Annotated in this window: 20 protein-coding genes; 10 read left to right on the top strand and 10 right to left on the bottom strand. The window is 62.6% G+C overall.

The window, feature by feature from the left end:
• The first annotated feature begins 74 nt into the window (after positions 1 to 74).
• Entirely contained in the window at positions 75 to 1,118 is a 1,044-nt protein-coding gene (locus ACROHD_RS13975) for an endonuclease/exonuclease/phosphatase family protein (RefSeq protein WP_432678744.1), read from the top strand.
• Here ACROHD_RS13975 and ACROHD_RS13970 read toward each other — a convergent pair whose 3' ends face one another.
• From ACROHD_RS13970 to trpS, 3 genes are all read right to left on the bottom strand, one after another.
• The gene (locus tag ACROHD_RS13970) at positions 1,119 to 1,982 is read right to left on the bottom strand and encodes a branched-chain amino acid aminotransferase (RefSeq protein WP_432678743.1); all 864 of its coding nucleotides are present in this window, start codon (positions 1,980 to 1,982) and stop codon (positions 1,119 to 1,121) included.
• Between the two features lie 222 nt (positions 1,983 to 2,204).
• Positions 2,205 to 2,690, bottom strand: coding sequence for a VOC family protein (locus tag ACROHD_RS13965; RefSeq protein ID WP_432678742.1), 486 nt, complete (start codon positions 2,688 to 2,690; stop codon positions 2,205 to 2,207).
• A gap of 93 nt (positions 2,691 to 2,783) precedes the next feature.
• Complete coding sequence (trpS, locus tag ACROHD_RS13960) at positions 2,784 to 3,806, bottom strand: tryptophan--tRNA ligase (protein ID WP_432678741.1); 1,023 nt, start codon at positions 3,804 to 3,806, stop codon at positions 2,784 to 2,786.
• A 113-nt stretch (positions 3,807 to 3,919) separates the two neighbouring features.
• Between trpS and ACROHD_RS13955 the strand changes: the two genes are divergently transcribed.
• On the top strand, positions 3,920 to 4,603 hold the full coding sequence (locus ACROHD_RS13955) for a rhomboid family intramembrane serine protease (protein ID WP_432678740.1): 684 nt from the start codon (positions 3,920 to 3,922) through the stop codon (positions 4,601 to 4,603).
• Positions 4,604 to 4,730: 127 nt separating this feature from the next.
• On the opposite strand, the gene murJ is transcribed toward ACROHD_RS13955, so the two are convergent.
• From murJ to ACROHD_RS13940, 3 genes are read right to left on the bottom strand one after another with little or no spacing between them, the layout of a single operon-like run.
• Positions 4,731 to 6,281, bottom strand: coding sequence for a murein biosynthesis integral membrane protein MurJ (gene murJ / locus ACROHD_RS13950; protein WP_432678739.1), 1,551 nt, complete (start codon positions 6,279 to 6,281; stop codon positions 4,731 to 4,733).
• Positions 6,278 to 9,088, bottom strand: a complete 2,811-nt coding sequence (locus ACROHD_RS13945) for a [protein-PII] uridylyltransferase (RefSeq protein WP_432678738.1) — start codon at positions 9,086 to 9,088, stop codon at positions 6,278 to 6,280. The genes murJ and ACROHD_RS13945 overlap by 4 nt, the downstream gene beginning before the upstream one ends.
• Positions 9,069 to 10,238, bottom strand: a complete 1,170-nt coding sequence (locus tag ACROHD_RS13940; protein WP_432678737.1) for a penicillin-binding protein activator — start codon at positions 10,236 to 10,238, stop codon at positions 9,069 to 9,071. The genes ACROHD_RS13945 and ACROHD_RS13940 overlap by 20 nt, the downstream gene beginning before the upstream one ends.
• An 86-nt stretch (positions 10,239 to 10,324) precedes the next feature.
• Here ACROHD_RS13940 and rsmI point away from each other — a divergent pair, with 86 nt between their 5' ends.
• The 4 genes from rsmI to ACROHD_RS13920 all read left to right on the top strand — a co-directional run bounded on the left by rsmI (position 10,325) and on the right by ACROHD_RS13920 (position 13,469).
• Positions 10,325 to 11,209, top strand: coding sequence for a 16S rRNA (cytidine(1402)-2'-O)-methyltransferase (gene rsmI, locus ACROHD_RS13935; RefSeq protein WP_432678735.1), 885 nt, complete (start codon positions 10,325 to 10,327; stop codon positions 11,207 to 11,209).
• 15 nt (positions 11,210 to 11,224) lie between these two features.
• A complete protein-coding gene (locus tag ACROHD_RS13930) occupies positions 11,225 to 11,578 on the top strand; it encodes a YraN family protein (RefSeq protein WP_432678734.1) in 354 nt (117 codons plus the stop codon).
• 74 nt (positions 11,579 to 11,652) lie between these two features.
• Positions 11,653 to 12,594, top strand: coding sequence for a glutathione synthase (gene gshB / locus ACROHD_RS13925; RefSeq protein WP_432678733.1), 942 nt, complete (start codon positions 11,653 to 11,655; stop codon positions 12,592 to 12,594).
• Positions 12,591 to 13,469: an alpha/beta hydrolase gene (locus ACROHD_RS13920; protein ID WP_432678732.1), complete on the top strand. Its 879-nt coding sequence runs from the start codon at positions 12,591 to 12,593 to the stop codon at positions 13,467 to 13,469. Before gshB ends, ACROHD_RS13920 begins: the two co-directional genes overlap by 4 nt.
• Here the strand turns inward: ACROHD_RS13920 and ACROHD_RS13915 are convergent.
• The 4 genes from ACROHD_RS13915 to cobU form a co-directional block, all read right to left on the bottom strand.
• Positions 13,466 to 15,004 carry a YifB family Mg chelatase-like AAA ATPase gene (locus ACROHD_RS13915; protein WP_432678731.1) on the bottom strand — a complete coding sequence of 513 codons (1,539 nt, stop codon included), beginning with the start codon at positions 15,002 to 15,004 and terminating at the stop codon, positions 13,466 to 13,468. The two genes, ACROHD_RS13920 and ACROHD_RS13915, sit on opposite strands and share 4 nt — an antisense overlap.
• A 24-nt stretch (positions 15,005 to 15,028) precedes the next feature.
• On the bottom strand, positions 15,029 to 15,898 hold the full coding sequence (locus tag ACROHD_RS13910; RefSeq protein ID WP_432678730.1) for a glutathione S-transferase C-terminal domain-containing protein: 870 nt from the start codon (positions 15,896 to 15,898) through the stop codon (positions 15,029 to 15,031).
• An 82-nt stretch (positions 15,899 to 15,980) separates the two neighbouring features.
• Positions 15,981 to 16,559, bottom strand: a complete 579-nt coding sequence (locus ACROHD_RS13905) for a histidine phosphatase family protein (RefSeq protein WP_432678729.1) — start codon at positions 16,557 to 16,559, stop codon at positions 15,981 to 15,983.
• Positions 16,560 to 16,650: 91 nt separating this feature from the next.
• Positions 16,651 to 17,178, bottom strand: coding sequence for a bifunctional adenosylcobinamide kinase/adenosylcobinamide-phosphate guanylyltransferase (gene cobU, locus ACROHD_RS13900; RefSeq protein WP_432678727.1), 528 nt, complete (start codon positions 17,176 to 17,178; stop codon positions 16,651 to 16,653).
• A 76-nt stretch (positions 17,179 to 17,254) separates the two neighbouring features.
• Here cobU and ACROHD_RS13895 point away from each other — a divergent pair, with 76 nt between their 5' ends.
• The 4 genes from ACROHD_RS13895 to dut all read left to right on the top strand — a co-directional run bounded on the left by ACROHD_RS13895 (position 17,255) and on the right by dut (position 20,891).
• Positions 17,255 to 18,133 (top strand): RNA polymerase factor sigma-32, encoded by an 879-nt coding sequence (locus tag ACROHD_RS13895; RefSeq protein ID WP_432678726.1) that lies wholly within the window; start codon positions 17,255 to 17,257, stop codon positions 18,131 to 18,133.
• 53 nt (positions 18,134 to 18,186) lie between these two features.
• On the top strand, positions 18,187 to 18,984 hold the full coding sequence (locus tag ACROHD_RS13890; RefSeq protein WP_432678793.1) for a ChaN family lipoprotein: 798 nt from the start codon (positions 18,187 to 18,189) through the stop codon (positions 18,982 to 18,984).
• Between the two features lie 199 nt (positions 18,985 to 19,183).
• The gene (coaBC, locus tag ACROHD_RS13885) at positions 19,184 to 20,380 is read left to right on the top strand and encodes a bifunctional phosphopantothenoylcysteine decarboxylase/phosphopantothenate--cysteine ligase CoaBC (RefSeq protein WP_432678724.1); all 1,197 of its coding nucleotides are present in this window, start codon (positions 19,184 to 19,186) and stop codon (positions 20,378 to 20,380) included.
• 43 nt (positions 20,381 to 20,423) lie between these two features.
• Positions 20,424 to 20,891 (top strand): dUTP diphosphatase, encoded by a 468-nt coding sequence (dut, locus tag ACROHD_RS13880; RefSeq protein ID WP_432678723.1) that lies wholly within the window; start codon positions 20,424 to 20,426, stop codon positions 20,889 to 20,891.
• Positions 20,892 to 21,031 lie beyond the last annotated feature (140 nt).

Raw genomic sequence — 21,031 nt, 5'->3', positions numbered from 1 at the left:
CTGTTAACCATTGTCGCGACGAGCTGTGGTACAGTCCTGCCCATTGATTGCACGCATTCACGCAGGAGACCGGGATGGCCTTTTATCATAACCTCAAGGATTATCAGCGTACCGAGGCCATGGCCCAAGCCGCAGGACATGCGGTTGAGTATCCCGGCAAAGCCGACTGGATAGCCTCGCGTCTGCTGGAACTGCGGACCCATCTGCGTGACCGGATTACCGGAAGGCGGCGGGCCAATTCGCTGATCATCGGATCATGGAACATCCGCGCCTTCGACGATGGTCGCCCGCGCTTGGATGAAAGCTATCACTATATCGCCGAGATCATCGACAGCTTCGATATCTGCGCGGTTCAAGAAGTGAAGGAAGACTTGAAACCGTTGGAACGGCTGGTCCGGCTGCTTGGTCCCAACTGGGACTATTTCGTCAATGACGTGACCGAAGGTGGCCCCGGCAACAATGAACGCATGGCATTTCTCTATGACCGCAACCGGGTGCGGTTCAAGAACCTGATCGGGGAACTGGTGCTGCCGCAAGAGGCGCTGATCGAGGGCCGCCAGATCGCCCGCTCGCCCTTTTTCGCGTCGTTTCAAGCCGGATGGTTCCGGTTCACGCTGTGCAGCGCGCATATTATCTATGGCGGTGGAAGCGCGGCGGATCATGCGCTTAGGGCAGCTGAGATTCGGGCGATTTCCAAGGTGCTGGCGCGCCGGTCCGAACAGACCGACGAGGTGCATGTGCTGCTCGGTGACATGAATATCGAAGCAGCGGGCGACCCGATCATGCAGGCGATGACAGAGGAAGGGCTGCATGTGCCTCTGTTCGGGGCGACCAACCTGGGCGGGACCAAGCATTACGACCAGATCGCTTTCACCAAGGAAGACGTGAAAACGCGGCTGCTGGCCAAGGGCAGCTTCGACTGGCGCGGGGCAGTGTTCCGGGCCGAGGATGCCGCCCACTACCAGCCCCATGCCGAGGCGATGCGGGGCGAGCCCTATGCCAATTGGGACCGGTCCTACAAAGGCTGGACCACCTACGAGATGTCAGACCACCTGCCGATCTGGATCGAGCTGGAGGTGGATTATTCCGATGATTATCTCAAACGGTTCACCGGGTGATCAGCCCTCGGACTTCGCCCAGTCCCAATAAAGCTTCAGCGCCTCTTTGGTGATCGGGCCCACCTGGTAGTTTGTGCCATCGAATTCGACAACCGGCGTCACCTTGGACATATTGCCCGAAAGGAAAACCTCGTCCGCGTCGCGAACATCGTCAAAGCTCAGCACCTCTTCCCGCACCTCGTAACCTGCGGCGCGCAGGTTCTTGATGTGACGCGCGCGGGTGATGCCGGACAGGAAGGTGCCGTTGGGGATGGGGGTTTTCACCACGCCATCCTTGGCGATGAAAACGTTCGCCGTGGCACTTTCGGCCACGTTCCCCATGGCGTCTGCCACCAATGCATTGTCGAAGCCCTTTGCACGTACCTCGGCCAGCATCCGCGCATTGTTGGGGTAGAGGCATCCGGCCTTGGCGTTGGTCACGTTGTCGGCCAGAACCGGGCGGCGGAATTGGGTTGTTCCAAGCCGAACCGTTGCATCTGGCGGCGACAGCGGAATTTCTTCCAGGCAAACGGCAAAGCCAGTGGACTCCGCTTTCGGCACGATGGCCGAATAGCCGCCGTCGATGGTCCAGTACATTGGCCGGATATAGAGCGGCGTATCCTCGGGATAGAGCCGGATTCCTTCCCAGACGATATCGACGATCTCCTGCCCGGTATGGGTCGGGTTCATCATCAGGGCGCGGGCTGAGCGGTTCACCCGTTCGCAATGGGCCAGCAAATCGGGCGCCAGTCCATAGGCATAGCGCGCGCCGTCAAACACCGTGCCCCCCAGCCACGATCCGTGATCGGCTGCGTTCATAATCGGCACATTGCCGTCATGCCAGTTGCCTTCAAACCAGGTGCGGATGTTCTTGCCGGTCGCCATTGGGGGTCCTCCTACTTGGCGACAGCATGGGGTAGATTAGGTCATAGGTCCAGACGTAAATCCGAGCTGGTAAGACATGGTCGCGGGTCGCGCGCCTACGCCGGTTGCAGGCAGTTTTTTTCCGGCGCACTTGGCGGTTGTTTGGATGTCTTCATGGCTCCTCCCGTGCATGGCTTGCGACATCATCGCCGCGAAAGCCTGCCAAAAGGTTAAACCGACGGATCATCCCGCCAGGGCCACAAGTCCCGCCATGTCGAGCGGCGCATTGGTCATCTCAAGGTTGCCGTCACTATCCCGGGGCCAGTCCGCCTGTGGGCGGTCGCGGTAAAGCTCAATTCCATTGCCATCGGGATCTTCCAGATAGACGGCTTCGCTGACGCCGTGATCAGCGGCACCGACCAACGGCACACCGGCCTTCGCCACCTGCGCCACGGCCTTCGCCAGCGCCTCTCGCGTGGGGTAGAGAAACGCCACGTGGTAAAGCCCGGTGGTGCCGCGAGGAGGGCGCGTTCCCCCCCGGCTTTCCCAGGTGTTGAGGCCCAGGTGGTGGTGATAGCCGCCCGCCGACATAAACGCAGCGCCGTAGCCGAAGCGCTGTTGCAGCTCCAGCCCGATCACATCGCGGTAGAAGGCGATGGACCTATCAAGATCCGATACTTTCAGATGGACATGGCCGATCCCCATGCCGGGGTCTGCGGTGTAGGTCATGGTCATTCTCCTTTGCGCGGAAACATAGGAACTGCCGCGCAAAGGAGAATTCTTCGTTTTTGCAGGGGATCGGTGCGATCCCGCGCAGGTGCCTTAGCTGCGGACCATGCCGACGATTTCATAGGTCCGGGCCAGAACCGGTGCCGCAATCTCGCGCGCCCGTTCCGCGCCGCGGCCCAGGATGCGGTCAATCTCGGCGGGGTCCTGCATCAGCCGGGCCATTTCACCAGAAATCGGGGCCAGCTTTTCGACCGCAAGGTCGGCGAGGTCCTGCTTGAAATAGCCAAACATCTTGCCCGCGTTCTGTGCCACCACATCCTCGACCGTGGTATCGGCCAGAGCGGCCCAGATATTGACGAGGTTGCGCGCCTCGGGGCGGCTCTCCAGCCCTTCGACGGTTTCGGGCAGCGGGTCGGGGTCAGTCTTGGCTTTCCTGATCTTTTTGGCGATGGCATCGGCATCGTCGGTCAGGTTGATGCGCGTCTTGTCCGACGGGTCGGACTTGGACATCTTCTTTGTCCCATCCTGCAGGTTCATCACGCGCGTCGCGGCGCCTTCGATCACCGGTTCGGTGATCGGGAAAAACTCGACGCCATAATCGTGGTTGAACTTTGCGGCGATGTCGCGGGTCAATTCAAGGTGCTGCTTCTGATCGTCGCCTACCGGAACATGGGTGGCGTGGTAGAGCAGAATGTCGGCGGCCATCAACGCGGGATAGGCGAACAGGCCAAGCGAGGCAGCCTCGGCATTCTTGCCAGCCTTGTCCTTCCACTGGGTCATCCGGCCCATCCAGCCCATGCGTGCCACGCAATTGAAGACCCAGGCCAGTTGCGCATGTTCCGGCACCTGGCTTTGATTGATCAGGATGGATTTTTCCGGGTCGATCCCGGCGGCAATAAACCCGGCGCACAGCTCTCGCGTGGCGCGGGACAGAGCGGCTGGATCCTGCCAGACGGTGATGGCGTGCAGATCGACCATGCAGTAGACCGTTTCATGCTGGCCCGCATCCTGCATATCAACCCAACGTTTCATCGCGCCCAGGTAATTGCCCAGGTGCAGATCGCCCGAGGGCTGCATTCCCGAAAAAACGCGGGGGGTAAACTTGGTGCTGCTCATTGCTCTGGCCTCTCGGTCCTCTTGCCCTTCGCGCGCAAAGGGCGCCTTTTCATCCGCGCGCGCCTCGCTTACCCATGGGGGCGAGGCCCGTCAACATAAGGGACAGAAGGAAAATGGACGCAAGCGGTAACTCCCCCTTCAATGCGCTGCCGCCGGTGGTGGTCGGTCTGGCCGTTGTGATGGGCGGGCTGGAGGTCATGTTCCAGCTGGCGACGGCGGGGCTTCTGGGCGGAGCGGGCGGCGTTGGCTGGCGCATCGCGGCGATGCAGGATTACGCGGTGCTGGACTCCGTCTGGGAATGGATGCGCGCCAACCGTTCTTATCCCATGCAGCATCTGGCCCGGTTCATAGCCTATCCGCTGTTGCATGGTGGCTTCGTCCACGTGGCGTTCGTCGTGGTCTTCATCCTTGCCATCGGCAAGATGGTGGCAGAGGTGTTTTCATCGCTGGCGTTCTTGCTGGTTTTCTGGGTCTCTGCCGTTGTGGGCGGGCTTGCTTTCGTGCTGTTTCTGGACAGCCCCTATCCGCTGATCGGCGGCTATCCCGGAGTTTACGGGCTGATCGGTGCGTTTTCCTTTATCCGATGGGTCAATCTGGGGGTGGCAGGCGAAAACCAGATGCGGGCCTTTGGGCTCATCGGAATGCTTCTTGCGATCCAGCTGATCTTTGCAACGCTGCAAGGGAATTACGGGGATGTGGTGGCGGATCTGTCCGGTTTCGTGGCGGGCTTCCTGCTGTCGTTCTTCGTCAGCCCCGGCGGCTGGCATCGGTTGCTGAACAGGATGCGGCAGCGCTGAACGGTGAGGGTGCCGAGCGCGGTCCGGCGTGCCCGCCCACCCACCCGGGCTGGCGCAGGTGATGTTGCGTCTGGTGGAAATCTTGCGTCGCGCCAGCCCGCACCCCGGACCGCGCCCGCGCTTTTGATCAGCGGTTGCGCCTGAGGCTGGCCCGGAGTTCCGCCAGACGGAAAGCACCGGTCATCTGCCCGAATGCCGCATATGACGCCATCCCGGCAAGGATCACGGCAGCCAGAGCCGCATAGCGGAGACCGTCTGTTTGCAGGGCTCCTGATAGAAGCCAGACCAGACCCCAGCTTAGCGCCCCCATCAGCAGGGACGCCGCCATGATCCGTGGGGCGGCCCGGCGGGCCTTGATGTCGAGCCTGGCCGCCTCACCGAAGCCGCGTGCCCCAAGCCATAGCAGCAGCGTCATTGTCCAAGCCGCCGCAGTGGCGGCCACTGCCGGGGCCAGCCAGCCGATGACCGGCATCAGGCCAAAGGCCAGCGCCGCATTGATTGCCATTGCCACGAGCGCATAACGGAAAGGCGTCGCCGTATCCTCGCGCGCGAAGAAGACCGGCTGTTGCAGCTTTTGCAGCACGAAGGCTGGCAGGCCGAGCCCGTAGATCGCCAGCGCCCCGGCGATTGCGGCACTGTCGGCAGCATCGGTTTGGCCGCGTTCATAGAGGACCGAGACAATTGGCAGCGGGATAAGCAGGAAGACCACGGCACAGGGAAGGGTCAGGATCAAAGCGAACTCAAAGGCGCGGGACAGGGAATGACGCGCGCCCTCGGTGTCATCCGCCTTCAGCCGACGCGACAATTCCGGCAGCAGTACGATGCCGATGGCGATGCCGACCACGCCAAGTGGCAGCTGGTAGAGCCGATCGGCGGCGAACAGCCAGCTGATTGCACCCTCTGTAGAGGACGCCACAAGCTGCCCTACCACCAGATTGATCTGTGCCACCCCGTTGGCGAGCGCCGCGGGGACGCCCACGGCGACGAGATGCTTCATCTCCGGCGTCCAGCGAGGGCGCGAGGGGCGGAGGCGAATCCCGGCGCGATCTGCTGCGCCCCAGACCAGCGCAAGTTGCGCCACACCCGCAATCGGAATGGCCCAGATCAGCCAAGTGATGACCGCACCGCCGATCATCGCGCCGATGGCCATTGCCGCGATGACGAAGATGTTCAGCAAGACCGGGGCCGCCGCTGCCGCCGCAAAGCGCCCGTGGGAGTTCAGCACCCCCGAGAAGAGTGCCGAGAGCGACATGAAGAAGATATAGGGAAAGACGACATGACCGAAGCCCACGGCCATGTCGAACCGCTCATCCCCGACGAACCCGCCCGCCGTGGCCCAGACCAGCGCGGGCATGAACACCATGCCCAGACCGACCAGCACCAGAACCACAAGGCCAAGACCCGACAGCGCATCACGAGCAAAACCCGCAGCGTCCTCACCCACCTCGGCCTTTTTCGAATACATCGGGACGAAGGCGGCGTTGAACGCGCCCTCGGCAAAGAAGCGGCGGAAAAGGTTGGGCAAGCGAAAGGCGGCGACGAAGGCATCCATCACCGAGCCGGGGCCGATCAGCGCCGTCAGCATGATTTCCCGCACGAAGCCAAGCACGCGGCTGACCATGGTCCAGCCGCCCACGGTCAGAATACCGCTGAGCAGCCGGATGGGCTTGGCGCTCATGCGCCCGCCCGTTCCGCGACGCGGGCGATGGCCTCGCGCAGCTTTTTCTCCAGCGCGTCCTGCCTGTGCTTCGCATGCAGCTTCAGGCCGAACATGTCCTTGACATAAAACGTGTCGATTACCTGTTCCCCATAGGTCGCGATGACCGCCGACGAAATGTAGATATTCGACGCCGCAAGTGTCTTGGTCAGGTCATAGAGCAGACCCGGCCGGTCACGGGTATCGACCTCGATGATCGTATAGATCTCGGACCCTTCATTGTCGAAGGTGATGTTGGTGGGAACGTTGAAGGGGCGCTCACGCTTCTTGATCTTGTCGCGCTTGTCCAGCGCCTGGCTGGCGACGACCTCGCCGCGCAGGGTCTTCTGGATCATGGTGGTCAGGCGCGGCAGGCGGCTGGCCTCATAGGGGTGGCCCTCGGCATCCTGCACCCAAAAGACCGCCGTCGCGTAGCCATCCTTGGTGGTGTAGGTCCGCGCATCGACCACGTTGGCACCCACGAGGCTGAGCGCGCCGGCAAGGCGCGAGAAGATGCCGGGATGATCGGCCAGCGCAAAGCAGACGCGGGTCGCGTCGCGGTCAATGTCCTGCGCTGAGTCGATTCGAATCTCGTTGTTGGGCAGGTCTCGCAGCAGGCTGGCAATCACCGCCTGAGTTTCAGTGTCCAAACCCTGCCAATAGGGGCCGTAGTGGCGGTCGGTTTCAGTCTTGAGCGCCTTGCGATCCCAATCTTCCAGCCGCTCACGAAGGGCGCGCTTAGCTTCGCCTTCGCGTTTTTCGCGGTTGAGATCCTCCAATCCGGTTTCCAGGGCCGTTGCCGTAGCGCGATAGAGACCGCGCAGCAGTGTCGCCTTCCAGTTGTTCCAGACATTTGGGCCGACGCCGCGAATGTCGCAAACGGTCAGCACTGTCAGCAGATCCAGCCGGGTCTTGGTTTTGACCGCTTTGGCGAAGTCGCGCACCGTGCGGACATCGCCGATGTCGCGTTTCTGGGCCATGTCGGACATCAGCAGGTGATGGCGAACCAGCCATTCCACGGTCTCGGCCTCGTCCGGTTTCAGACCAAGGCGGGGACAGATGCGGCGGGCGATCTGGGCACCCACGGCCGAGTGATCCTCATCCCGGCCCTTGCCGAGGTCGTGGATCAGACAGGCGAGGTAGAGCACCTTTCGGTTCACACCGGCCTTGAGGATGCCCGAAGCGACAGGCAGTTCCTCGATCAGCTCCTCCCGCTCGATCTGCGCGAGGGTTGAGATCACCTGGATCGTGTGCTCGTCCACCGTGTAGCTATGGTACATGTTGAACTGCATCATCGCCACGACCGGCGCGAACTCGGGGATGAAGGCGGCCAGCACCCCAAGCTCGTTCATGCGGCGCAGGCCCCGTTCGGGATTGCCATGTTTCAGCAGCAGGTCAAGGAAGATCCGCACCGCTTCCTTGTCGCTGCGCATCTCGTCGTCGATGAGGTGCAGGTTCGCCGTGACCAGCCGCATTGCGTCGGGATGGATCAGATAGCCGGTGCGCAAGCCCTCTTCAAAGAGGCGCAACAGGTTCAGCTTGTCAGACAGGAAATCCGCGTCGTCAATGACCGCAAGGCGCCCCTGCTTGACCTCATATCCCGGCTTCAGCTTCTTGCGTCGCATCCGGCGGCCCTTGAGAAAGCCGATGATCAGGGGTTCGGGCTTCAGATGTGCCGCTTCCATGGCCGTCAGGAAGATGCGGGTCAGTTCGCCCACGCGGGTGGCGTGGCGGAAGTAATCCTGCATGAAATATTCCACCGCGCGGCGGCCGCTGTGATCGGTGTACCCAATGCGTGCGGCCACCTCGACCTGCAAATCAAAGGTAAGCTGATCCTGCGCGCGCCCTGCGATCAGGTGGATATGGCAACGCACGGCCCACAGAAAACGTTCCGCCGCGTCGAAGGCGTTAAACTCCTCCCGCCGGAAGACGCCATGTTCCACCAGCTCGGCCACGGTTTCGACGCCCTGTTCATATTTGGCGATCCAGTAGAGCGTTTGCAGGTCGCGCAGGCCGCCTTTACCCTCTTTCACATTGGGTTCGACCATGTAACGCTGGCCGCCCTGCCGCTTGTGCCGATCGGCACGTTCTTCCAGCTTGGCGTCAATGAACTCGCTTGCTGTGCCTGCGAACAACTGGCTGTGAAGGGTGTCGTGCAGTTCGGCCCCAAGCGCGGCGTCCCCGGTCAGAAACCGCATTTCCAACAGCGAGGTTCGGATTGTGAAATCCCCTTTCGCCAGTCGCAGACAATCCGGGATGGACCGGCTGGCATGGCCCACTTTCAGGCGCAGATCCCACAGAATGTAGAGGGTGGATTCTATGACGCTCTCGGCCCATCCGGTCATCTTGTAGGGCAGAACGAACAACAGATCGACATCAGAGAACGGGGCCATCTCGCCACGCCCATAGCCGCCTACGGCCATCACCGCCAAACGCTCAGCATCGGTCGGGTTGGAATTGCGGTGCAGATAGGTCGTGGCGACGCGAATGGCCTCGCCCACCATACCATCTGTCAAAAATGCATAAGCGCGCGTGATGCGGCGTGCGAAAAGCGGGCTTGCTTCGAACGCCTTCTCAATGGCCGCCCGCCCGGTCTTTTGTGCGGCCAGCAGCTCTGCCACCGTCAACGCTCGGATCTTCCCTGGATCGGTTTGATCGGCAAGGGCCGTGTCGAGCCGGGACCGAACGGCCGCGGTGTCAAAGATTTCTGCCTCGGGGAGGATCAACTCCCCGGGGGCGGTTCCGGTGGCGGGAAGGCGCGGGTTCCGGTCAGAAACCGGAAGCGCCAAGGCGTCCTGGTGCGGGGTCAATAATGGAAACCTGGTTGTCTAGTACCGTTGCGATTGCCATGGCCCGTTCGACGGTGCCATCGGCTCTCAGGCGGAATACCCCGTTCGCGCCGGCAAAGCCAGAGGACGCCGTCAGCTCTGCAACCCCGATTGCTCCCGCTTCGGCTGCGGTTTCGGCAATCGCGCGCATGGCGTCGTAGGCAATGGGGGCAAGGACATGCGGGGCGTCGCCATAGGCGGCGGTGTAGCGGGCGTTGAAGGCAGCGTTTGCATCAGGGTCTGGCAGCGCGAACCATCCGCCTTGAAGGCCAGACAGTTCCAGCGTCTGAGACGGCACGTCCCACCGGGTCAGGCCCATCACCCGGACCTCCTCCAGATCCAGCCCGTTTTCTGGCAGCAGCTGCGCAAAGAGCGGCAGCGCGGCAGAGGCCTCGGCGGTAATGACCAGCCCGTTCGCATCCGATGACCGGATTGTCGACATGACCTCGGGCAGAGCTTGCACCACGCCTTGCTGTGAGAACTCGTAGCTGACGACGCCAGCAACGGTGCCACCGGCGCGCGAAATAGCCTGCTGAACCGCGTCGCGGGCGACTTCCCCGGCCAGGTTCTGTGCGTGCAGAACAGCGACCCGGTTGCGCCCCTGCCGGACCGCATAGTTTGCGATCCGGTCGGCTGTGTTGTCGTAAGTGTGGCCAAGCACGAAGACATTGCCACCAGCAATTTCGGTGTTGTTGGAGAAGCTGAGGACAGCGACGTTACTGTTGGAAACAGCGACACCGACGGCTGCAGCCGCATCGGACCGAAGGGGTCCAACGATGACACGCGCACCCTGTTGAAGGGCCTGCCGTGCGACGGTTGCTGCCTGCGCGGGGTCGGCGGCGGTGTTATAGACGGTAATCTCTAGCTGTACGCCTTCAAACTCCGATGCCGCCAGCCGTGCCGCGTTTTCCAGGCTGCGGGCCACAATCTCATCCCCCGCGCTGGCCGAGCCATAGGGCAGCAGCAATGCCACCTGGATTGGCGCTCCGACACGCACGCGCGGACCGCTGCCACCGGGAACACCAACCTGACAGGCGGCGAGGACACCGGCACAAAGCGCCAGTAAAACGAACCGGCGTGACTTGCGGATATTGCGGAAAGAAGGGAACATGCGGGGCCGTCTCCAGAAGGCTCGAAAATGGGTCGGACGGACCCTACGCGGTCGCGCGAAACAAGTAAACGCCAAGAGGCCAGCCCATGACCGATCAGCTTGCAACCGCCGGTGCGCCGCGCGCAACCCGGCTTGACCCTGGGTTATATCTTGTTGCGACACCCATTGGGGCCGCGCGGGATATCACCCTGAGGGCGCTGGATATTTTGGCCTCTGCCGACGTGATTGCCGCCGAAGATACCCGTACGGCCCGCAAGTTGATGGAGATCCACGGGCTTGCGGTAGCAGGGCGTCCGTTGATCGCCTATCACGATCACAGCAGCCATGGCGCCCGCGACAAGCTGGCTGAAATGGTCGCCGGTGGGAAATCCGTGGCTTACGTGTCCGAGGCGGGGACGCCGCTGGTGGCGGACCCAGGCTATCAGCTTGCTCGCGGAATGATCGAAAACGGCCTTCCGGTGATCGCCGCCCCCGGGGCCTCTGCCGTGCTGGCAGCGCTTGCGGTGTCTGGCCTGCCGAGCGACCGGTTCCTGTTCGCGGGTTTTCCACCGCAGGCCAAGGGCGCGATGTCCACATGGCTGAAGGATCTCGCACCGATCGGGGCGACGATCATCCTCTATGAATCTCCCCGCCGCGTTCACCGATTGTTAGATGTTTTGTCGGATACCTTCGGGGGCGATCGCCCTATGGCACTGTGCCGGGAATTAACCAAACGCTTTGAAGAGGTCTTGCGCGGAACCGTCGATGAGGTTCGAATTGCCATCGAAGATCGGACCCTTAAGGGCGAAATCGTCGTCGTCATAGGCAAGGGTGCCCCGGTGCAGGCGACGGCAGAATCGATGGAAGACGCCCTGCGCGCGGCGCTTGAGACTTTGTCGGTCAAGGATGCGGCCGCGCAGGTCGCCGCTGACTTGGGGTTGAAAAAGCGCGACGTTTATCAGGCGGCGCTGAAACTGGAAATGGATGGCTGAACTGGAGATCGATGAATGAGTGGTGCTGTCAGCTATCATGCGGGCCTATCGGCAGAGGACCAGGTGACACGCCGCTATGTGCGCGATGGCCACGTGATCCTGTCCCGACGCTGGCGCAGCAAGGCCGGTGAGATCGACCTTGTGGCTGAAAAGGACGGCACGGTTGTCTTTGTCGAGGTCAAGAAAAGCCGTAGCCACTCTCGTGCTGTCGAACACCTGTCTCAACGCCAGCTTTCCCGAATCTTCAGAAGTGCAGAGGATTTCATCGGGTACCTTCCGGCAGGCGCTCATACCGATTGCCGTGTTGACGTAGCACTGCTGGATCATCAGGGGCAAATTGACATCCTGCCGAATGTCTTGTGTGCATAGGGGCACATTGACGGCATTGCACCTTTCGGCCTCACGGGTCATGAATGCGCAACACGTGGGAATGGAGACGCCGCATGCCCCTCAAGGTTGCCATCCAGATGGACCCGATCGGTCCGATCAACATCGACGCTGACAGCAGTTTCCGCATCGCCGAAGAGGCGCAGGCGCGGGGGCATGAGCTGTTTTACTATACCCCCGATATGCTTGCCTATCAGGAAGGCCGGGTCACTGCGCGGGGTTGGCCCTTAACGGTGCGACGCGTGAAAGGCGACCATTTCACCCTTGGTGAGATGCAGGAAATCGATCTTGCCGACTGGGACGTGGTTTGGCTGCGCCAGGACCCGCCCTTCGACATGGGCTATATCACCACGACCCATATCCTGGAACGCGTTCATCCCGAGACGCTGGTGGTGAATGACCCGTTCTGGGTGCGCAACTACCCTGAAAAATTGCTGGTCCTCGACTTCCCTGACCTGACGCCGCCCACCACCATCGCCCGCGATCTTCAGACACTGAAAGACTTCAAGCACAAGCATGGCGATATCATCTTGAAACCGCTCTACGGCAACGGTGGCGCTGGGGTCTTCCGGCTCGACCCGAATGACCGCAATCTCAATTCGCTGCACGAGCTTTTCACAGGTATCAATCGAGAGCCGCTGATCGCGCAGAAATTCCTGCCTGACGTGTCGGCGGGCGACAAGCGCGTGATCCTGGTCGATGGCGAGCCCGTCGGCGCGATCAACCGCGTGCCGGCCAAGGGCGAAACCCGGTCCAACATGCATGTGGGCGGGCGCCCTGAAAAGGTTGAACTGACCGAACGCGACCGCGAAATCTGCGCCCGCATCGGACCCCTCTTGCGAGAGAAGGGGCAGATCTTCGTTGGCATCGACGTGATTGGCAACTGGCTGACAGAGATCAACGTGACCTCCCCCACTGGCATCCAGGAGCTTGAGCGTTTTGACGGCGTCAATATCGCGGAGAAGATCTGGCAGGCCATCGAAGCCCGAGTCGCATGACCCTACGCGCGCGTCTGCTCAACACCTGGCTGCGTTGGATCGAAAGGCCCGCGCTGAACCGGCTGACCAGCTTCGACATCGCGCGCGTGCGCAGGCGTTTCGAATGGCAGGGGTGGCTGCTCTTTCCGCTTCCGCGCGGGGTGGCGAAACGCTGGACCGAGCGCGCCGGGATGGAAGTGCTTGAGCTTGGGCCGCACACCGGAACGACGCTTCTCTACCTGCATGGCGGCGGCTATGTGTTCGGCAGTCCCCGCACCCATAAGGGCCTAGCCGCGCGGCTGGCTCTTCGGATGGGCGTGGGTGCGGTGGTTCCGGATTATCCGCTGGCCCCCGAGGCCCCGTTTCCCGCCGCGCCGGAGGCGGTGCTGCGGCTTTATCGGGAGATGGCCAGCCAAGGCCCGGTGATCCTTGCCGGTGACAGCGCCGGGGGCGGGCTCTCCCTGTCGCTATTGGCAATGATCTGCGCCGACCCCGACTTGCCGCAACCTCTTGCCACTTTGGTGCTGTCGCCTCTCACGGATCTTGCGATGACCGGCGACAGTCTGCGGACCAATGACGCGACCGAGGTTGTGCTGCCCCCCGACGGGGTTCGCCAATCCGCGCTTCGCTACCTGGACGGCGGCGCCCCCGAAGATCCGCGCGCAAGCCCGCTATATGCGCAGTTTCCGGGTGCCGGGCCGGTGCATGTTTGGGTGGGTGACGGAGAGATCCTGCTCGATGACAGCCGCCGCATGGTCGCCGCGCTGCGCGCGCAGGGTGTTGAGACCCATTTGACCATCGAAACCGGTCTGCCGCATGTCTGGCCGCTCTTTCCCGGCCTGTTGCTTCCCGAAGCAGAGACAACGCTTGACCAGATGGCGGCCGCGATCCGCTAATTCTTGCCTGCGATCATCCGGAACCCAAGGGCCTCGGCGATATGGGGCATTCGCACGGCGTCCAACCCCTCCAGATCGGCAATCGTGCGCGCCACCCGTAGAACCCGGTGATACCCACGTGCTGACAGGCGAAACCTTTCGGCGGCCTTGATCAGCATCTCGCGCCCCTCCGCATCCGGTTCGGCGATTTGATCCAGCAGCGCTCCCTCGGCATCGGCATTGACGCGGGCCGCAGAACCGAGCGCCTCGAACCGCGCCGTCTGCTTGTCGCGGGCCGCAGCGATCCGGGCGGCGACAGTGGCGCTGTCATCGCCTGAGGGCGGCAGGTCGAGATCGGTGAATCCTACCGGCGGCACCTCCAGCCGCAAATCAAAGCGGTCCATCAATGGCCCCGAAATTCGGCCCAGGTAATCCTCGCCACAAAGCGGCGCGCGGCCACAGGCCTGATCGGCATCATAGAGATGTCCGCAGCGGCAGGGGTTGGCAGCGGCCAGCAGCAGGAAACGGCATGGATAGGTGACATGCGCATTGGCGCGGGCGACCACTACGTCGCCGGTTTCAATGGGCTGACGCAGGGTTTCCAGCACCTGACGGGGGTATTCGGGGAATTCGTCCAGAAACAGAACGCCGTTATGGGCAAGGCTGATTTCCCCCGGTTTGGCGTGTCGCCCCCCACCCACGATGGCGGGCATGGAGGCTGTGTGATGCGGCGCGCGATAGGGCCTTGTGCGGGAAATGCCGCCTTCATTCAGCAGCCCCGCCAGCGAATGGATCATCGAGGTTTCCAGCGCCTCGGTGGCGGTCAACGGTGGCAGCAGGTCGGGCAGACGTGCCGCCAGCATGGATTTGCCGGATCCCGGTGCCCCCACCATCAGAAAATGGTGGCGACCGGCGGCGGCAATCTCCAGCGCGCGTTTGGCCCGTTCTTGCCCGCGCACCTCACGCAAGTCCTTGCTAGAGCGTTCGCTATGGACTTCGCCAGGTTCGGCAGGCGGCAGGGGCGCGCGGTCGGTCAGGTGGCCGATGATTTCAGCCAGCGTGCGGCCCGCGAAGACCGGGGTCGCGCCGACCCAGGCGGCCTCGGCCCCGCAGGCGGCTGGACAGAACAGCGCCCGCCCGTCCTCTCCCGCTGCCAGCGCCGTGGGCAATGCACCGATGACCGGCACAAGCGAACCGTCGAGCGACATTTCCCCAAGGCTCATCGCGGCCTCGACCCGTTCGCGGGGAACGATCCCCAAGGCGCCAAGCAGCGCCATCGCAATGGGCAAGTCGAAATGCGATCCTTCCTTGGGCAGATCGGCGGGCGACAGGTTGATGGTGACGCGCTTGGACGGCAGTGCGATGGCCATGGTGGACAGCGCTGTTCGCACCCGGTCGCGTGCTTCGCCTACGGCGCGGTCGGGCAGGCCCACGATGGAAAATGCGGGCAGGCCCGGGGTCACGGCGCATTGCACTTCGACCCGTCGTGCCTCCAACCCTTCGAAGGCAACGGTGTAGGTGCGCGCAAGGCTTTCGGGTCGGGTCGCGTCCAGCATGGTTAACGCTTGCCCGAAAACCCTTTACGAATGGTAAATGGCCATGAATTCTGGCCACGCCTCCGGGTCGGCCACGGTCTTGTCACGACAAAACGGGTTGCAGAAACCGAAGATGCGCCCATCGATCTCCATGAAATCGGTCACGGGATCGCCTGAATAGGGGCAGGTGGCGTTCTCGGAGGGGCCATGATCGACGGCGCGGGCGATCAGCGGTTCCGGTGCGGGGAAGGGACGACGCGGCAGGTCCATGTCATAGACCGGCTGTTCTGCCCCTTCGATCAAGCCCATGGCCCGCCAGCGGCGGAAAGCGGGGTGGGCCACATGCGCCTGCGCATAGGCCAACGCCCGGTCAGATATCGGCAGATCGTAGGTCAGAAGCCGCGTCGCAACCGGGGCAAAAAACACGTCAGCCAACGAGTATTCCCCGCAAAGCCAGGGTCCACCATGCGCGTCGAGCGCTTCGCCCCAGACCCGTTCCAACCGCGTAAGATCCGTCTTGACCGCGTCGGTTGCCTCGAACCTTTCCCATCCGGTGCGCAAATTCATCGCGCAGGCCCCGCGCAGCCCGGTGAACCCGGAATGCATCTCGGCAATCAGGCTCATCGCGCGGGCGCGGGCATTTGGATCTGCAGGCAGCAGGCCCTTGTCGGGGAAGGCCCGATCCAGATGCCAGGCTATAGCGATGGAATCGGTCAGCAGCCCGCCCGTGGGTGTTTTGACAATCGGCACGGTGCGGTTGCCCGGTGCGAAGTCTTCCAGATCCAGGCGAAATTGATCGCAATACATGCGGGTGGTCTTGACGGTGACTGGAATGTCAAACGCCCGGAAGCTCAGCCAGCCGCGCAGGGACCAGCTGGAATAGGATTTATCTGCAATCAGAAGCGTATAGGTCATGTTGGGATCCATTGGAAAATCGGTCGCGGCAGCTTTACCGACGACTTGCGACCTGTCCAATTCCATTTTCTGACGCGGCACATCAGGGACAGTGATTGATCGCCTCAACCCGCCATATGCCCGCCTCATGAACCAGCCGCGTGACGGACAGGTTGTCAATCTTGTGCCCAAGTACTTCGTAGGCGGTCAGACCAGAGGCCCGCTGGATCTGCGTCATGATGATCCCGAAATGGGCGACAGCCACGATATGGGCATCAGGGTGGTCCCGATTCATCCGATCAACAACAGGCGCGACCCGCGCGGCGACGGCATTCCAGCTTTCACCGTTTGGCGGAGCGATATCGCCGGGCTCTTCCCAATAGCGACGGCTCAGGTCCGGGTCGCGCTCGGATACGGCTGTGAAATGCATCCCGTCCCAATCGCCGAAGTTGAATTCGCGGATCTCGGGCTCATTCGGCAAACGCGTTCGCCCCGACATCAGCACATCTGCTGTGGCCGAGGCGCGTATCAGATCTGAGGACAGAACAAGGGCGGGACGCGGAAGCGCGGCATCCAGCCGAGCCACCTGCTCGACGTCGGACAGGTCCGCTGGAACATCCCGCCACCCCACAAAGGACTTTTCATGTGTCGGTCCGTGCCGGACCCAATGCCAGACTGTCAAACAGCAGATCCTTCCCTTTTACCCCGGCAAGAACACCTCGGGGTGTGGCTCTCTCTGCGGGTCGACGTCGAAGGCAGCGAAATTGCCTGCGTCACGGGGCCTCTCCCTTGAGAACCAGGGGCAGCCCTGCCATCACCGCCATGACCAGCCCGGCCTTCTCTGCCAGCCTTTGGTTCAGGCGGCCTTGCGCCTCGCGAAACGCGCGGGCCAGGGCGTTTTCCGGAACGATCCCCTGGCCGGTCTCATTGCTGACAACCACCACTTTTGCAGGGCAGGTCAGCATTGCAGCGATCAACTGGTCAGCCTCTTCCTGCCAGTCCCTTTCGGCCAGCATCATATTTGTAAGCCAGAAAGTCGCGCAATCGAGCAGAACCACGTCACCCGAGCCAAGCCCCGAAAGCGCACCGACTACATCGAAAGGCGCTTCAATCGTGCGCCATCCATCACCGGCCCGCATCTTTTGATGAGCGGCAATCTTGGCCCGCATTTCATCGTCAAAGGCCTGCGCTGTCGCGATGTAAACCCGTTGTCCAGCCTGTTGGCGAACCAGGGCTTCGGCCTGCGCGGATTTTCCCGATGCCGCCCCGCCGATCACCAATGTCAGTCCGGGCAATGACATTTTTTCCTCCCAAAAAGTGATCCGTCCGCAATTCCCGACCGTATCTCTCGTGAATGCAAACGAACAGGAGCGCGTTATGGCACTCGACTTTGATCATGGCCAGTCTCTTTCCCGCCAGGCTCGTGCGGCGGAACTGTTGGATGCCGACACAGAGCGCGATCTTGCCATCGCTTGGCGCGATCATCGGGATGAGGCCGCGCTTCACCGCCTGATCACAGCCTATATGCGCTTGGCGATTTCGATTGCTTGGAAGTTCAAAGGCTACGGCGCCTCAGTGAATGATCTGATTCAAGAAGCGGGGCTTGGCCTGATGAAAGCCGCCGACCGGTTCGACCCCGACCGGGGCGTGCGCTTCTCGACATATGCCGTTTGGTGGATTCGCGCCGGAATGCAGGATTTCGTAATGCGCAACTGGTCGATGGTGCGCACCGGGTCCACCTCTTCCCAGAAAAGCCTGTTCTTCAATATGCGCCGGGTGCGGGCGCGTCTGGAAGCAGAGGCCGCAACGGAAGGGGTGGAACTCGACTCGCATCAGTTGCGCGAAAGGATCGCCAGCGAGATTGGCGTGGCACTAAAGGATGTCGAGCTGATGGAAGGCCGGCTGGCGGGAAGTGATTTCTCGCTAAATGCCGTACAGTCCGATGGCGAAGATGGTCGCGAGTGGATCGAACTGTTGGAAGACGATGGCGAACAGGCCAGCGAGCGGTTCGAGCGGGAACGTGACGCGGGCCGTCTGCGCGAGTGGCTTGGCGCTGCAATTGGATCTTTGACCGAGCGGGAGCAGACAATCATCGCGGCGCGCAAGCTGTCCAACCCGGCCCGGACCCTGGAAAGCCTGGGCGAGGAGCTTGGCCTGTCCAAAGAGCGGGTGCGCCAGATCGAAGCTGCTGCTTTGCTGAAGATGCGGCGCAAACTGGAGCCGAAGGAAAACGAGCTTCGGGCGCTGATGAGCTGAGACAGCCTGTGCGCTTGATCGGGCGTGCGGTTGGGCGTCTTATCCGTGCCATGATGGAACGTTTCGCCACCCTTCTTCTGTGCCTGTCTGTGACCAGCGCCGCAGCTGAGCCCCTGACTGATTTGAACGCGTTGGCGGGGGCGGATGTGGTGATCCTGGGCGAGGTTCACGACAATCCGTCCCATCACCTGTGGCAGGCAGAGGCAATGCTGTCGCTGGCCCCCTCTGCCGTGGTGTTCGAGATGCTGTCCCCGGATCAAGCCGCGCGGATAACACCCGAGGGGCTGGCAGATCCAGAAATGTTGGCTGACGTGATCGGATGGAGTGACTCGGGCTGGCCGGATTTTGAACTGTATCAACCGGTGTTCGAAGCCTTGGGCGAGGCCGCGATTTTCGGCGCTGCGCTTCCCTATGGCGACGTGCGCGCAGCGGTGAACGATGGGGCAGCAGCGCTGTTTTCGGGCGATGCCAGCGTGTTTGGTTTGGATCAGCCCTTGCCAGATGACCAGCAGACACTGCGGGAGGCAATGCAGGCAGAAGCGCATTGCAATGCGCTTCCCGCCGCGCTTCTGCCAGTTATGGTCGAAGCCCAAAGGCTGCGCGACGCGGGCTTTGCCGCGCGGGTGTTGGAGGCGCTGGAACAAACCGGTGGCCCTGTTGTGCTGATCACCGGCAATGGCCATGCGCGGACCGATTGGGCTGTGCCCGCGATGATCGCATTGGCTGCGCCGGATGTTGCGGTCCTATCGATTGGGCAGTTTGAATCGGAGCCCACGGAGGATGTGCCCTTTGATCTGTGGCGAGTGACGGACCCTGCCTTGCGGGAGGATCCCTGCGCGGCATTTCGATAGCTGACACGGTCAGGCCGCCATTGAATGCGGTGCTGCGCGCAGTTTAGCGGATAGGGCGGCCCACAATTTGATTTCGCTGCCTTCGGCATCGACCCGGGCGGCCCGTTCCGGGCCGCGAACGGCCACCGCCCACGGTGGCTTGTGGTGGCGGAACCGGGGGTCTAGGTTGAGCGGCAGGACAACCAAGGGCGGAGGCCCCATGCTGGCGAACAAGCGTATCCTTCTGATCATCGGCGGCGGTATCGCGGCCTTCAAATCGCTCGATCTGATCCGCCGCCTGCGGGATCAGGGCGCTGAGGTGGTGCCGGTTCTGACCAAGGCGAGCGAGGAATTCGTGACGCCTCTTTCTGCGTCTGCGCTGGCGGCACAGAAGGTTTATCGCGATCTCTTTGACCTCACGGACGAGGCCGAGATGGGGCATATCGAATTGTCCCGCGCCGCCGATCTGGTGGTGGTTGCCCCTGCTACCGCCGATCTCATGGCAAAGATGGCGAACGGGCTGGCAAATGACCTTGCCTCGACCCTGTTGATGGCAACTGACAAGCGGGTGCTGATCGCGCCCGCGATGAACGTGCGCATGTGGGAGCACCCGGCGACACAGAGAAACCTTGCGACCTTGCAGGGCGATGGCGTGCTGGTGGTTGGCCCCGATGAAGGCGCGATGGCCTGTGGCGAGTTCGGCCCGGGGCGCATGGCGGAAGTGCCGGATATCGTGACCGCCGTCAGCGCGGCCCTGTCGGATGGGCCCCTGAAAGGGCGGCACGTGCTGGTGACCTCTGGCCCGACCCATGAGCCCATTGATCCGGTGCGCTACATTGCCAACCGCTCCTCGGGCGCGCAAGGAACGGCGCTGGCCGCGGCGCTGCGCGATCTGGGGGCGGCCGTGACCTTCGTCACCGGTCCCGCTCGGGTGGCCCCGCCCTCGGGTGTGCGTGTCGTAAAGGTGGAAACCGCGCGCGAGATGCTGGAGGCTGTGCGCGCTGCATTGCCCGCCGACGCCGCTGTCTTCGCGGCTGCCGTTGCGGATTGGCGGGTGGCCAATGCCACCGACCGCAAGATGAAGAAAACTGAAGGGACGGGCCTGCCTGCGCTCGATTTCGCGGAAAACCCTGACATCCTGAAGACGGTGTCTCAGATGGACGAAGGCCGGCCCGGCCTTGTGGTGGGCTTTGCCGCCGAAACCCATGACGTGGAGGCCAACGCAACCGCCAAGCGCGCCCGCAAGGGCTGTGACTGGATCGTTGCCAATGACGTCTCGCCCGCCACGGGCATCATGGGCGGGTCGGAAAACAAGGTGGCGATCGTCACGGCAGAGGGCGTGGAGGATTGGCCGCGCCTGTCGAAGGAGGAAACCGCGAAACGGCTGGCCGCGCGGATTGCGGAGGCGTTGAAATAGCACCTCCGGCGGGAGTATTTTGGCCAAGAAGAAGGGGCAGGGGATGACGCTGACCATCAGGGTGTTGCGAGAGGATTGGGCCGATCCCGATGTGGCCTTGCCGTCCTATGAAACGGCGGGGGCGGCGGGGGCCGATTTGCGCGCAAACCTTGCGCCAGCGGATCGGGCTGCCGGCATTTTGCTGGCTCCGATGGAACGGCGGATCGTGCCGACCGGGCTGCGGGTGGAGATCCCTGATGGCTATGAGATGCAGATCCGGCCCCGGTCGGGTCTGGCATTGAAGCACGGGATTTCGCTGCCCAACACGCCCGGTACGATCGACAGTGATTATCGCGGGCCTTTGGGGGTTCTGTTGATCAATTACGGGACCGAGCCTTTTCCGATTGCCCATGGCGACCGGATTGCACAGGCCGTTGTGGCCCCCGTGGTGCAGGCGGCCTTCGAGGTGGTCGAGGGCCTGTCTGACAGCCATCGAGGTGAGGGCGGGTTTGGCTCCACGGGGCGCGGCTGATGGGGGTGGTGCTGGCCATGGCGGCGGCGCTTTGGGGCGTTGGCTGGTTGATGAATGCGCCGGTGCGGGCGCGGCTGGCGATGCTGCTTGTGCTCTATGTGGCGGTTCTGCTGGTGCAGGTGGCCTTGCCCGAAGCGCAT

The organism is Nioella aestuarii, from assembly GCF_050896395.1.
Lineage (GTDB): Bacteria > Pseudomonadota > Alphaproteobacteria > Rhodobacterales > Rhodobacteraceae > Nioella > Nioella aestuarii.
The sequence above is the reverse complement of the archived record's forward strand: the minus strand, read 5'-3'. Positions and strand labels throughout refer to the sequence as shown.

Coding starts and splice junctions, on each gene's coding strand:
- ACROHD_RS13975 (WP_432678744.1), top strand. CDS start 75: ATGGCCTTTTATCATAACCTCAAGGATTATCAGCGTACCGAGGCCATG.
- ACROHD_RS13970 (WP_432678743.1), bottom strand. CDS start 1,982: ATGGCGACCGGCAAGAACATCCGCACCTGGTTTGAAGGCAACTGGCAT.
- ACROHD_RS13965 (WP_432678742.1), bottom strand. CDS start 2,690: ATGACCTACACCGCAGACCCCGGCATGGGGATCGGCCATGTCCATCTG.
- trpS (WP_432678741.1), bottom strand. CDS start 3,806: ATGAGCAGCACCAAGTTTACCCCCCGCGTTTTTTCGGGAATGCAGCCC.
- ACROHD_RS13955 (WP_432678740.1), top strand. CDS start 3,920: ATGGACGCAAGCGGTAACTCCCCCTTCAATGCGCTGCCGCCGGTGGTG.
- murJ (WP_432678739.1), bottom strand. CDS start 6,281: ATGAGCGCCAAGCCCATCCGGCTGCTCAGCGGTATTCTGACCGTGGGC.
- ACROHD_RS13940 (WP_432678737.1), bottom strand. CDS start 10,238: ATGTTCCCTTCTTTCCGCAATATCCGCAAGTCACGCCGGTTCGTTTTA.
- rsmI (WP_432678735.1), top strand. CDS start 10,325: ATGACCGATCAGCTTGCAACCGCCGGTGCGCCGCGCGCAACCCGGCTT.
- ACROHD_RS13930 (WP_432678734.1), top strand. CDS start 11,225: ATGAGTGGTGCTGTCAGCTATCATGCGGGCCTATCGGCAGAGGACCAG.
- gshB (WP_432678733.1), top strand. CDS start 11,653: ATGCCCCTCAAGGTTGCCATCCAGATGGACCCGATCGGTCCGATCAAC.
- ACROHD_RS13920 (WP_432678732.1), top strand. CDS start 12,591: ATGACCCTACGCGCGCGTCTGCTCAACACCTGGCTGCGTTGGATCGAA.
- ACROHD_RS13915 (WP_432678731.1), bottom strand. CDS start 15,004: ATGCTGGACGCGACCCGACCCGAAAGCCTTGCGCGCACCTACACCGTT.
- ACROHD_RS13910 (WP_432678730.1), bottom strand. CDS start 15,898: ATGACCTATACGCTTCTGATTGCAGATAAATCCTATTCCAGCTGGTCC.
- cobU (WP_432678727.1), bottom strand. CDS start 17,178: ATGTCATTGCCCGGACTGACATTGGTGATCGGCGGGGCGGCATCGGGA.
- ACROHD_RS13895 (WP_432678726.1), top strand. CDS start 17,255: ATGGCACTCGACTTTGATCATGGCCAGTCTCTTTCCCGCCAGGCTCGT.
- ACROHD_RS13890 (WP_432678793.1), top strand. CDS start 18,187: ATGGAACGTTTCGCCACCCTTCTTCTGTGCCTGTCTGTGACCAGCGCC.
- coaBC (WP_432678724.1), top strand. CDS start 19,184: ATGCTGGCGAACAAGCGTATCCTTCTGATCATCGGCGGCGGTATCGCG.
- dut (WP_432678723.1), top strand. CDS start 20,424: ATGACGCTGACCATCAGGGTGTTGCGAGAGGATTGGGCCGATCCCGAT.